The organism is Bacillus sp. BB51/4 (assembly GCF_008368845.1).
In the GTDB taxonomy this organism is placed as follows: Bacteria; Bacillota; Bacilli; order Bacillales; family Bacillaceae_G; genus Bacillus_A; species Bacillus_A wiedmannii.
Map to the genome: position 1 here is coordinate 38,158 of NZ_QOSC01000007.1, position 12,879 is coordinate 51,036.

Here is a 12,879-nt window from a genome sequence, read left to right on the forward strand (position 1 = left end):
AAGAAGGTCAACTCTTTAAAGAGTTGACCTTCTTTTTTATTTCTTCGCCTTCATTCCTACTAAATCACCAGCAACAACGTAACGTTTAGAATTATCTTTCACAGATACACATGTAATAAGCGTTATCTCATCTTTCCCATGATCCTCTACAACTTCCCATTTATCAGGAGTTACTTCAGATACACCAGTAACCGCATATTCATATTCATTTTCATTATCATACAAATAAATTTTGTCGCCTTTTTTTAAAGAGGCTACATCACTAAATAAAACACCTTTTTTAGACATGTTATGTCCCGCTAATGCATAATTCCCTTTTCCCATTACTTGATTTTCTTTTACTGTTGCTGCACCTGATAATAGGTTTTTCTCAGTAGAAGATTTTAAAACAGGAAGTTCTAATGAAACACTCGGGATCGAAATACGACCAATTACTTGTTTCTTATCTAATGATGCACTCGCTACTTCTGCCAAGTCTGGTTGATCAATTTTCGAAGCATCTACAAATGCCGTCTCATGTTTTTCATAATCCATTTTTTGAACAGCCTGTACATTTTCAGTCTGTTTCTTTTCAGCCTGATATCCATCATAAAATGGCTTTCCGATTAACACACCACCTACAACAAATAGAAGGATTGCTACTATACTATAAACTCTTTGCTTATTCATATACAATTCCTTTCCCTTACAAAATCTTACTCTCTATAAAATGATAAGATAATATTGCTATATGTACAAGTGTAAGCTGAAAAGAAACCTTCTTGCACGTGCAAGAAGGTTTCTTTTTAAGCTAATTTATTTCTGTATAGTGATACGTGGAATACTGTCATTTGAATAAAGAAAATAGAAAATATAATATACAATGGGTATCCAGGAAGATATTCATTAATAATAGGCGAAAAAGTTAAAAATCCAACTGCACAAGGTAACACAAACCATAACGATACAAATGTTGTTCGACAAGCTTTATCCGTAATCGCTTTTTCGCGTTCATCTTCTAGTGGAAACAATAATGGATACATCCAAAAAGATAAATTCTTGTATTTTTTCTTTTGAATTCTATAAAAAATTGTAACTATAATAGCTCCAATAAATAATAAAATGAATGGTACCCCATTAAACCATACTTCAAATGGGAATTTCTCATTTTTAATTATATCTGCTAACTCTGTAATAACACTATAAAATTCAACAAATGTCCAGCATGCTAAAGCCGTATAAAGCACGTTTACGATATAAGAAAAAACAATCCTACTCATCCTCTTTCCCCTCCTTATTTAAAACAAACACATCTTCCATCTTTAACTCGAATACATCACAAATCGTCAATGCTAGTAACAATGAAGGAACGTAATCCCCTTTTTCAATTGCAGCGATCGTTTGTCTCGTCACTCCTACCTTTTCTGCTAATACACTTTGCGTAAAATTAAAGCGAGCTCTTAATTCTTTCACCTTATTGCAAATGGTCAAATTTACCACCTCTTACCATCATTGTATGCTATCCTTAACAAAATGTAAACTCAACTTAACATTATTTTCACAAAAAAATCCAACTTTACGTTTTGTAAAGTTGGATTACGTTTTAGTTTAAAATTGTAACTTTAACATTTTTTCTGCCCCAATTACTAGACGAAGCTTTATCCGGCATTAAAACATCGATTTTGTGACCTTTAATCGCGCCACCAGTATCTGCTGCAATTGCTTGTCCATAACCTTCAACATATACAGTAGAACCTAATGGAATAACACTTGGATCTACAGCAATTAATTTCATTCCTGGGTTTGCAGTTAGATTATAGCCTCCCCATGCAGAATAAACTTGTTGTCCTGGCGCATAGCCATTTTCAGCTGGATCTGCTGTATAAGCTGTTGCATGTACATAGATTTCTCTTCCACCAGCAGTTGGCTTCGAAGGTTGTGCAGGTTCTACCTTCGAATTATTATTAGCAGCAGGTTCAGCTGGTTTATTAGCTTTCTCTTGCTTTTGTTTTTCAGCAATTTCTGCTTGTGCTTTCACTAAAGCTTCTCGCTCAGCCTTTGCAGCCGCTTCTGCTTTCGCACGCTCTTCTGCTGCAATTCTTGCTGCTTCTTGCTCACGAGCAATCGTTTCTTGTACTGCCTTCATATTTGACTCAATTTTAGCTTTTTCTTCTGCTGCTAAATTAAGTTGGCTTGCAATCTGATTATATTTAGCTTGAACTGTTTGTAAGTTATCTTGACGCTTTTTCAAGTTATCCTGCAACTCAGCTTGTGCTTTTGCTAATTTTTGTTTGTCTACTACTAAAGATGCTTCTTTTTCATCAATTGTTTTCTTATCCTCTTCAATTTGACGAAGATCTTGTTCTTGTAGACGTAAAATTTCTTTATCAGCTTCTAGAATAGTAGAAACTGCGTTCATACGTTGTAAGAAATCTGCAAAGTTTTTTGACTCTACTACAACTTCCACTACTAAACTTGTATTTGAACTGTTTTGAACAGAAACCATACGTTTTCTCATAATATCCTTACGAGCAAGGACTTTATCCTCTAAAACGACAATTTCATTCTTTTTTTGCTCAATCTGCTTATGTGTTTCATCAATTTTACGTTGAATAGCAGCTTGATCCTCTTTATTTTTTGCAATTGTATTATTTAAATTATGTAGTTCGTTTTCGATACCTTGAATTTCTTTACTAACAGCTTGCTTCTCTTGCTCTTTCTTTTGCATATCTGCATCGTTTTGCTGCAATTGCTGTTGCATGTTGTTAAGTTTCTCGTCGTTTGACTCTGCTTTTACAGCGACTGTACTAGAAAGACCGATAATTCCTGCTAATACTAGACTACTGATTCGCTTAAAATAGTTCATAATCCGACTCCCTTCTTATACAGTTATACATGATTTATTTTACAGTTTGTTTACAATACCATTAAATACAGTTTATTTTTCATGACAAAAAAAAGGGAATTATGCATAAAATGTAATAGATTCTTAAATATTTAACAATTCCTATATTTAAAAATTATAAAAGATGCTAAAATCCAAATATAGAGAAAATATAACTTCTAAAGGCGGTTGAAATAAATATATGTTTACTCAAAAAAAATCACTTCTACATAAAATTGATCAATTAGAAAATCGTATACAAGAACTAGAAGCAGAATTAAAACAAAAAGATACTGAAAAACAAGTGATCATTTCTTCTATTCACGACCGTGTGCAAAACGTCGTTCAAGAGCATCAACTTGTAAATAATCAACACCATACACTTCAAAATTTAGTTCAACAATTAAACTCATGTTTCGAAAATGTTTCAACTCGTACTACACATTCCAATGAATTGAATAACGAAATGTTACAAAAAGAACAAAGCTTAATTCAATCTATTGAAGAAATTATTGACTGTTCTAATGAAGGAAAAGAATCTGTTCACCGTTTACTTATTGTAATTAACAAATTAGGTGAACAATCTCAGCGTACGTCTAACAGTATGAATCATTTAAGTGAACGTTCAAAAGAAATCGAGCAAATTGTAGAAGTCATTCAAAACATTGCAGCACAAACGAATTTACTTGCTTTAAATGCGAGTATTGAAGCTGCGCGCGCTGGAGAGCACGGTAAAGGATTCGCTGTCGTTGCTAATGAAGTAAGAAAGCTAGCGGAAAGTACAGCGGAAAGTACAAAAAACATCGGCAACTTAACGAAAAAAATTCAAGAAGAAATTGAAAAAGCATACGATAACACAAAAGATAATTTACATTTAGTCGATGAAGGTGTAGAAATGAGTGCCGATACAAACGCTAGAATTGAAAATATTTTAATTATGATTCAAACGTTACAAAATGGTGCTACAAATGTTATTAAAGCTATCGAAAACCAAAAATCTTGTAATGATGATATATTACGAGAATTCGCTAATACACAACAAATGTTCCAAAAATTAAATACTACTATTATGAACCATATTCATGATGCCGAAAAAGTCGATGTTCAATTGACTAAAGGTCTTCAAGAAACAGCGGCTTCTCATTAATAATAAAAACCCCTTATAGCGCGCTATAAGGGGTTTTTATTATATTTTGAATATTTATTTCTTCTCAATATTCATCCGTATCTTTGTTATAATGAACAAGTTGTTTCTTTCGACTAATAAACAAGGAGGTTTTTATGGAACAATTTCATTACATTTTAAAATATTTAATTCTTGGTCTGTTCCAAGGACTAACAGAACCAATTCCGATTTCTTCAAGCGGTCACCTCGTTTTAGCACAGCATTTGCTAGGACTAAAAATAGAAGGGTTTAGCTTCGAACTACTTGTTAATTCAGCTTCATTATTAGCTGTATTACTTATTTATAGAAATGATTTAATTCGTCTAACGAAGAATGGTCTATCTTATATATTTACAAGAGCAGAAGACGCAAAATCAGATTTCTTCTTTATTATTTATCTTGTTATTGCGACCATTCCAGCAGGTGTTATTGGTGTTTTATTTAAAGATTACATCGATCAGTACTTAAAAGGTGTGAAGATGGTTGGGATTTCCCTCCTTATTACTGCTGTCGGCCTTTGGATTATTAGAAACTTGCGTGGGCGTAAAAATGATGGCGACCTTTCTATGAAAGATGCAATCATCGTCGGATTAGCACAAGCTTGCGCACTAATTCCTGGAATAAGCCGATCAGGTGCAACAATCGTAGCAGCGATGCTACTTGGTATGAAGCAAGAAACAGCCCTTCGTTTCTCATTCTTACTATATATCCCTGTTAGCTTAGGTGGTTTATTACTAAGTATTACAGACATTGCAAAAGATCCAAATCTAGACACATTATTCGGACCATATGTCGTTGCATTTATCGCAACATTTATTATGACGTATATTTCGTTAAAATGGTTTATGAACATTATGGCAAAAGGAAATTTAAAATATTTCTCTTTCTATTGCATTATCGTAGGTGTACTTACTCTTATTTTCTTATAAAGTGAAACTTACAAAGCGAAAAGCGAGTCATTCTATTAAACTAGGATGACTCGCTTTTTTATATCTTTGCCCCTCTTATGCGTATACTTTCTTTTCTTGACAATACAAACGAATAACATGTTTATTTTGTTGAAATACATCATGCGTTAGGCGGATAATAATAAAATTTCGTTTTGTTTGATCATCATGAACAAAGATCTGTTCTCCCTCTTGAAAACGCCACGCACTTTCAAAAGTTGTAATATGATCCCCACTTACAGAAAAAAGCTCATATCGCATATCTTGTACCCTCTCTCAACTTATGATAATCATAATATCCTTATATTAAATTTAGTATAGCTTAATTCCGTTGAGATTTGTAATTTTTTCTATTTCGAAATATTTTAATTTTGTTTTTAGACTCTTTTAACGTTATAATGATAAACGAATTTTCATTGAAAGGAGCTTCATTTTGACTGCATATTTATTTCCAGTAAAAACCGCATTTATTTTATTTCCTATTTTAGCAATGTTTCTATTAATCCCTTTTTTAATATTTAATTATCGTAAATACGGTTATTTAAATAAATGGCGTTCATTTATTTTATATTCATTATTACTTTACTTATTAAATGCCTATTTCCTTGTGATTTTGCCGTTACCACAAACGTATGATACTTGTAGCCTACAACCGGCTAATACGCAACATATGCAACTATCACCATTTTATTTCATACAAGAGATTAGTAATCATACCTCGGCGATTTTAACGAAGCCAGCTACCTACTTCTATTTATTAAAGGAATCTGCGTTTTTACAAGTTGCTTTTAACGTTCTACTAACCGTTCCGTTCGGTATGTACTTACGTTATTACTTCCGACGTAGCTTCTTACAAACAGTGTGCATTTCTTTTTGCCTTTCACTGTTCTTTGAGTTAACACAAGTAACTGGATTATATGGTATTTATAATTGTGCCTATCGCTTATTTGATATTGACGATTTGTTTTTAAACACGCTAGGCGGCGTAATTGGTTTTATCATTGCACCAATATTTACGTACTTCCTTCCGAAAACAAGTGAATTAGATATTCATATTGATTTAGAAACGAAACCAGTTGGATTTATTCGTCGTCTCATCGCTATGCAAATTGATTGGATTTTCTTATCTATCGTTGTACCTTTCATTAAAAATAAAGGAAATTCACTATTTATTGCTAACATCCAATCTTATACAAATGTATACGAACTCCTTTTCATTACATGTTCAATCTTAATTTACTTTATTATCATTCCATACTTTACAAATGGAAGAACAATAGGAAAAGCGTTGCTTCGGATTTATATTAAAGGACAAGCAGAGCATATTACACTAAAAGAATTATTCATTCGTTACGGGATATTCTATTTCATTTTAGGCGGAATCAATTATATTCTTTCGAGTAGCTCTATCTTAAATCATACAGAGCCTTTAGTATTACTAGTTATACTATTATTCCAATTTGTAATTAACGGTCTATTTATTATTCATGTTTTATTACATGTATTTAGTCGTGATAAATTACTATTTTACGAGCGTATTAGTCAAACAAGAAATGCGATCATACTAAAAAAAGCTGACAAGTAATACTTTGTCAGCTTTTTTTCATAATCGTAAATAATTTTTCTGTGTAAGGGTTTGAAAACATTTCTGCTTCATCTAATAACTTCCTCACCTTTAGAAACGAATGCAATTCTGGATATATACTTTGTAATTTTTCGTACGTTAACGTATGCATTTTCCCCCAATGCGGGCGTCCCTCATACTTTAGAAAAATTTTCTCCACCTCACCAAAATAAGCCGCATACTTCATACCTTTATACATATGAACAGCAATATACGCTGAATCCCTTCCATACGCTGGACTGAGCCATATATCATCCCTTTTCACATAACGGCATTCAATTGGGAAGTGCACTTTATACTTTTTCTTTTCAATAAGGTTTGAAATTTCTTCTACAACGGTCCGCATATACTTTGAAGGAACGCTATACTCCATTTCATAAAATGGAACCGCACGCGACGTAGCAAATACTTCATAACTCGGACCAACTATCTTTGTATTCGGTACAGCTTTAGCCGATAATCGACTTACTCCTTTACTTATAGAAGGAAACCATTTACATCCTTTAGATAGCAAAGAAAACATCTTATTTTCAAGCAACTCTACCTTTAGTTTATGCCATTTCAAGTCACTTTTTTTACCCGTTGTTTCGTTTGTAAATTTCACTTGTACTTCATCTGAATAAGGAAAAACAAAAAACTCAAAATGGCGATTCTTCTTATATTCTTCTAATTTGTTCATTACAGTAGATAGTGACTGTTTTTCACTTTCATACACAAGTGAATACGCCCCGATAACTTTCAATTTTATCTTTACAATGATACCTAGCATCCCAAGCGACAACTGAAAGGCTCTCCAATATTCCACATTCACAGTTTCCGAACAAACTATACTCTCACCTGTAGATAAAACTGCGGTAATCTCTATAACTTGTGTTGATAAACTTCCAAAGGTAATACCCGTTCCATGAGTCCCTGTACTAATCGCTCCTGCAATCGATTGCAAATCAATATCCCCTAAATTTTCTTGTGCATAACCTTTTTCTTCAAGCAACTTCCCTAAATCATGTAACTTTGTTCCTGCCCATACTTCGGCAACCATCTTCTCTGCATCCATATCCAAAATACCTTTCAATTCATCTAAAGAAACTAAAATTTCTTCCGTTTGCACAAGAGGTGTAAACGAGTGTCCTGAACCGACAACACGAATTTTCTTCCCTTTTTTTCGAGCAAGCCCTACAACTTCTACTACATCTTGTATACTTTCTGGATACATCGTATAATGCGGCGTTCCTTCTACATTCCCTGTCCAATTTCTCCATTTTTGTCCCTTTATAGAAAGCATTGGCCATCCCCCCGATATGTTGAATACTCCCCAACAATCTCTCCTTCTTTCACACGATATAAAAAAGGAAAACGCTCACATAACTCTCCAGCTTTACTATGGCGAAACAAGATAGAGTCTCCTATCTCTACTCGTTCCTCACCGTTATAAAAAATCGGTGTTTGCACTTCGCCAGCGCCTTCTAAAGCTAATAGTTTGGCACCATTTGGTCTCCAAATCTCAGGTTCTTTATCTTTCCCGATTGCACCTGAGGCAATATATCCACCACCTAAACAAGTGTAAATAAACGGGGCTGGTTTACGCACAACTGGTAAAGCAAATCCGACAGCTGGATGAAATTGCACCTCTTTATAATAATCAAACAGCTTCGGGGCATAAAAAGCAGAACCTATTGTAATCTCTGAAACTGAATTATCTTGCCCAGTTGTTTTTATACTTCCTGTTCCTCCCCCATTTACAAACCTTAGTTCAATACCTAGGTTTTGTATTTCTTTTACGATATGTCCTCTTCTTCCTTTAACTTCTAACACTGACTTCTTCTTTAAATACGAAATCACTTTACTTTTCACTCGTTGATTTGGTATGTTGTCTCCTACCCCAGCAATTTGGGCTTCATATCCCATTACACCATCTAGTATTAAACATGATGATTCTTTTACCCTTCTCACTATTTTCAAAGCACTTTGCACATCTTTTACTGGTGATCTTTTGACCCCAAAATGAAATTGAAAAAAATGACTACTCATATCAATATCCAAACAAACACGAAAACAACCATTAGACTTCTCAGCAATTTTTTCTAAATAAACAACATGCTCTTCACAATCCACCATACAAGTTATAATAAGCCCTTTCTTGGTTAGTAAACTTATTTCATGTAAAGCTCTTTCATCATAAACAGGATATCCGAGCAATAAATCATTGAATCCTTGTTCAATTAAAAACAAAGCCTCTCTAGGTGAAAAACACATAATACCTTGAAATCGATCATTTGTAGCTAAAATCTTTTGCATAACTGGAACAGAACGTAACGATTTACTCGCTATACGAATCTTCTTATTCCCACTTAATTCTATAATCGATTGAATATTTCTATCTAAAGCCACTTCATCCAAAAATGCACACGGTAATGGAACCTCTTTAAAAATTCCTCGATCCACATTTTTCTCTCCTCTTTTCAATATGTCTTATACATATTGGAAAGAAAGTTGAAATTTCCTCTACAAAATAAAAAAGTTTCTTCCTATTAAGAAGAAACTTTTTTAGGACTATTTCATAGAAATAGTTGCCTCTACTGGATAATGATCAGAGTAATCATTATATGTATATTTTTTAAGCCATGATGTAACAGTCCACTGTGGAGATTTCGGTTGTAATACTTTATTCTCTATAAATGACGGATTCGCATGGTCTTTACTTGCGATAATATAATCTAAATACTCGGCAGGGCTATCAGGGAAATTATATTTTGCTATACTGTTTGTCGTCGCATCCCAAGTTGCTGTATGTCCTGTATAAGATGGAATAGAAGCGTGTAATGTTTTGAACATGGATGCGTACTCTGAGTCACTATTGTTCTCTGCATTTATTTTATTCACGTTCATATCACCACCAAATAGGACGTACTCGTCATTTGGTATATTCTTATTTTTAATAAAGTCTTGAATTTCTTTTAACTGATTTGTACGTACAGATGCAGGTGAAGTTTTTCCGCACATACTATCTTCAGCCTGCAAATGCGTCCCGATTACATGAACGAAACGATCATTTTTCTTAATTTTCGTGTATACAAATCCTTTATTCGATAAATTATCTGGCCCGCATCCTTTTGCAAATACATATTGAATCCTTTCAACAATCGGCCATTTACTCACGATTGCAACGCCCCCATCTTCAGGAGTTGAAGATGAATAGCTACCTAACGTTTTATCCCATTCATTTCCGTTACTACGACCTAATACCGCTGTTTGATTTGGATATTCTTTCTTCAAATTCCCTAACAAACGATCTGATGCGCTATTATCAAACACTTCATTTAATATAACAACGTCTTGATTCTTTATATAATCTGCCGCCCCAATTAAATCAGCACGCTCACTTTGTCCCCAGTTCGGATATAAATTTGTTGATAGCATGTACACATTATGTGTCATCACTTTCAAAGTATTATTTTGATTTGTAGACGTTTCTGCTTGAGCTGAAGATCCTCCGTATAAAACTCCTAAACCAATCCCAAAGCTAAGTACACCTTTTAGCAATTTTCCTTTCACGTTTCATACCTCCATGTATTAGTTATAAAAAGGCCAAATACTCTATTGTGAGATTTGACCTTTTTTTTAATACTTAACGATCTCCGTACGTATCAAACCAAAGCTGAATGTATCCGGCAGTAACACGTTGTGCATCCATTAATCGCTTACCTGTCATTGGTGTAACTTCAGCGCGCCATTTATCTGCATATTCTTGTGATACAGCTGCTTTTACGAACCAATCTTTCGTATTATCATTTACAATGCCAGCGTAATCTTGTTTCGCTGCTACTGCCGCTCCGTGAATCCACTCTTCTGGATTTGTACCTTTCCAGTTCCAATATCCATTTCCATCCGTTACTTTATAATTATCTTTTATCGTATCTACAAAGTTTTCATATTTAGAATGGAATCCTTGTGGGTACGAAAGATTTGTAAAGTTTGCCGCATGCATCGGTTGGTTTACATCTCCTAAATAATGAAGAGATAATCCTAAATAGAAGAATGCTTGTTTCATATCTTTATTTTTATATGATTCACCAGCTAATTTAAAATATTTAGCGCCAGTTTCTTTTGCCTGCTTTGCAAATGGAATATATGTTTTTCCATTGTCTGGATCATAGAAATGTGAAGCAAATGTGCTATTATCATAATAAGGATTTTCATAGTCAGCAGCATAAATACCATTTTCTAATTCCGTACGCCATTCATTTAATTGTGCAACTCGATCTTGTTTTACAAGTGTTGTATTGCGAGACATAATATCAATGGCGCGGTTTACAATCCATAAATGAGAGTTTACGCCTTCCTTATGTTTATCTTCAGCAGACCAGCGATGAACTATTTTTATTTTACTTCCCCCATCGTTTTCATGAGCAAATGCAACACTTTGTAACGGCGCTACTAATGTAATAGCTGCTGCTAAAGCAAGTACTTTCTTTTTCATCTGAAATCCTCCATTTTATAATTGAATTATTGTAAACTTTTGTTAGGATCCTATGATATCGTCCGGTTAACCTATGACTAGAATATCCCACCTTTCATGAAATTTCTATCAATAAATTAAAATATGCAAATGTTCATATCATTATAACTTTATACATAGTGAATATAATGAATAAATGCACTTATATTGTAATAAAGTATTGTTAAGCTACTACGAATGATTGTCTAAACTAATGTAAAAAAAGAGTAAAGCATCCACATGCTTTACTCTTTTTTTCTATTCGATAATATACTTGGTAGTTGTACATTAACTGCCAACTTATGAATAAATCCAAACACTAATCCAATCCCAATAAAGATATATAAGATTGTAAATACCTTTCCGAAATCAGTTTGCGGACTAAAATTCCCATCACCGACAGTCGTCAACGTGGCCACACTAAAATATAAAGCGTCAAGAGGACGTAATCCTTCAACTGTACTATAAAAAATCGTACCAGATGTTAATGTTAAAAATGTTAATACGAATAATACTTGAAATTCTTTATCTTTCCACGCTCGTAAACAAGCTTTTAGCATTCGTTTCAATGTCAACATAAATGAAAGCATTAGACTTCCCCTTCCAAACAAAATACCTGTAGTTAAAGGAAAGTCTATCACCTTTCTGTATAGAAAAAAAGTAGCCCTCTTCTATTTCTAGAAAAGAGCTACTTTTTACTATTCTCTATTATTTAGGTGAAACAAGAATTTTCACTTGTGTTTTATCTTTTACAAGTGCTTCAAATCCTTCTTCAACAACTTGATCCACTGTAATTTTTTTCGTAATTAATTTCTCTGCTTGAATTTGGCCAGAGCTAATTAATTTAATAACAGCTGGGAAGATATGACGGTATCCAAGAATACCGATAACTTCTTTTTCTTTTAGTACAAGGTTGTTTGGCGTAATTGTCGCATCTTTTTCCCACACACTAACAATTACAGTTTGTCCTTCAAAGCTTGTACTTTCAATCGCTTGACGAAGTACTACTTCGACACCTGTTACTTCAAAGCTCACATTTACACCTAAACCATTTGTTAAGTTACGAATTTCTGCTAGTACATCTTGAGTAGCTGGATTTAATACATAATCCGCACCTGCTAATTTTGCTAACTCTTGACGTTCTTTAGAAAGTTCTACTGCAATCACAGGAGTTGCTCCTGCTGCTTTAGCTGCTTGAATGACAAGAAGTCCAATTGGACCACAACCAAATACTGCTACAGCTTCCCCTTCTTTTAATTTACTTTGACGTACTGCATGAACTGCTACCGCTGCTGGTTCTACAAGTGCACCTTGTTCATACGTCATTTCATCAGGAATATGGTGGACCATATCTTCTGGTACTACTGTATATTCAGAGAAACCGCCGCCGTCTCCGCCAAGACCGTGGAAAACAAGTTGTTCACAAACATTGTAATGTCCATGTTTACAAGCTTCACATTTACCACAAGAATAAATTGGTTCTACAACGACGCGATCTCCCACTTTATGAGAAGTAACGCCTTCACCGATTTCAACTACCTCACCACTAAACTCATGACCTAAAATAACCGGTGCTTTTACGTGTGTTAATGGGTGCTCTTCTGTTGGAATAAAAATAGGTCCTGCTAAATATTCATGCAAGTCTGTTCCGCAGATACCACACCATTTCACTTTAATCTTAACTGCTCCTGGTCTTACAGTTGGTTCTGGTACTTCTTCTACTCGTACATCGCGTTGATTATGCCAAAGTAATGCTTTCATTTTATACATCCCTCTCTACGTATA

13 protein-coding genes and 1 pseudogene are annotated in these 12,879 nt (G+C 34.1%); 3 read left to right on the forward strand and 11 right to left on the reverse strand.

The window, feature by feature from the left end:
• Positions 1 to 36: 36 nt before the first annotated feature.
• The 4 genes from DN392_RS08080 to DN392_RS08095 form a co-directional block, all read right to left on the reverse strand.
• Complete coding sequence (locus tag DN392_RS08080; protein WP_061673526.1) at positions 37 to 669, reverse strand: class A sortase; 633 nt, start codon at positions 667 to 669, stop codon at positions 37 to 39.
• A gap of 116 nt (positions 670 to 785) precedes the next feature.
• Positions 786 to 1,259, reverse strand: coding sequence for a DUF2178 domain-containing protein (locus DN392_RS08085; RefSeq protein WP_064057353.1), 474 nt, complete (start codon positions 1,257 to 1,259; stop codon positions 786 to 788).
• The gene (locus DN392_RS08090) at positions 1,252 to 1,470 is read right to left on the reverse strand and encodes a helix-turn-helix transcriptional regulator (RefSeq protein ID WP_000150858.1); all 219 of its coding nucleotides are present in this window, start codon (positions 1,468 to 1,470) and stop codon (positions 1,252 to 1,254) included. The genes DN392_RS08085 and DN392_RS08090 overlap by 8 nt, the downstream gene beginning before the upstream one ends.
• Positions 1,471 to 1,582: 112 nt before the next feature.
• Entirely contained in the window at positions 1,583 to 2,845 is a 1,263-nt protein-coding gene (locus DN392_RS08095; RefSeq protein ID WP_001105801.1) for a 3D domain-containing protein, read from the reverse strand.
• A 646-nt stretch (positions 2,846 to 3,491) separates the two neighbouring features.
• Between DN392_RS08095 and DN392_RS31155 the strand changes: the two are divergent.
• Positions 3,492 to 4,010 (forward strand): annotated as a pseudogene (locus tag DN392_RS31155) (methyl-accepting chemotaxis protein); the annotation flags it as partial.
• Between the two features lie 134 nt (positions 4,011 to 4,144).
• The gene (locus DN392_RS08105; protein ID WP_071743377.1) at positions 4,145 to 4,957 is read left to right on the forward strand and encodes an undecaprenyl-diphosphate phosphatase; all 813 of its coding nucleotides are present in this window, start codon (positions 4,145 to 4,147) and stop codon (positions 4,955 to 4,957) included.
• A 75-nt stretch (positions 4,958 to 5,032) separates the two neighbouring features.
• On the opposite strand, the gene DN392_RS08110 is transcribed toward DN392_RS08105, so the two are convergent.
• Positions 5,033 to 5,236, reverse strand: a complete 204-nt coding sequence (locus tag DN392_RS08110) for a hypothetical protein (protein ID WP_001268332.1) — start codon at positions 5,234 to 5,236, stop codon at positions 5,033 to 5,035.
• A 172-nt stretch (positions 5,237 to 5,408) separates the two neighbouring features.
• Between DN392_RS08110 and DN392_RS08115 the strand changes: the two genes are divergently transcribed.
• Entirely contained in the window at positions 5,409 to 6,560 is a 1,152-nt protein-coding gene (locus DN392_RS08115; RefSeq protein ID WP_000128051.1) for a VanZ family protein, read from the forward strand.
• A 7-nt stretch (positions 6,561 to 6,567) separates the two neighbouring features.
• Here DN392_RS08115 and DN392_RS08120 read toward each other — a convergent pair whose 3' ends face one another.
• The 6 genes from DN392_RS08120 to bdhA all read right to left on the reverse strand — a co-directional run bounded on the left by DN392_RS08120 (position 6,568) and on the right by bdhA (position 12,855).
• A complete protein-coding gene (locus DN392_RS08120; protein ID WP_064449771.1) occupies positions 6,568 to 7,881 on the reverse strand; it encodes a D-arabinono-1,4-lactone oxidase in 1,314 nt (437 codons plus the stop codon).
• A complete protein-coding gene (locus DN392_RS08125) occupies positions 7,869 to 9,041 on the reverse strand; it encodes an amino acid deaminase/aldolase (RefSeq protein WP_000373767.1) in 1,173 nt (390 codons plus the stop codon). The genes DN392_RS08120 and DN392_RS08125 overlap by 13 nt, the downstream gene beginning before the upstream one ends.
• A 108-nt stretch (positions 9,042 to 9,149) precedes the next feature.
• Positions 9,150 to 10,151: a sphingomyelinase C gene (gene sph, locus DN392_RS08130; protein WP_088321538.1), complete on the reverse strand. Its 1,002-nt coding sequence runs from the start codon at positions 10,149 to 10,151 to the stop codon at positions 9,150 to 9,152.
• Between the two features lie 73 nt (positions 10,152 to 10,224).
• A complete protein-coding gene (cerA, locus tag DN392_RS08135; RefSeq protein ID WP_000731008.1) occupies positions 10,225 to 11,076 on the reverse strand; it encodes a phospholipase CerA in 852 nt (283 codons plus the stop codon).
• Between the two features lie 263 nt (positions 11,077 to 11,339).
• Positions 11,340 to 11,684 (reverse strand): potassium channel family protein, encoded by a 345-nt coding sequence (locus DN392_RS08140; protein WP_064057354.1) that lies wholly within the window; start codon positions 11,682 to 11,684, stop codon positions 11,340 to 11,342.
• Positions 11,685 to 11,802: 118 nt separating this feature from the next.
• Positions 11,803 to 12,855, reverse strand: coding sequence for a (R,R)-butanediol dehydrogenase (bdhA, locus tag DN392_RS08145; RefSeq protein ID WP_000645832.1), 1,053 nt, complete (start codon positions 12,853 to 12,855; stop codon positions 11,803 to 11,805).
• Positions 12,856 to 12,879 lie beyond the last annotated feature (24 nt).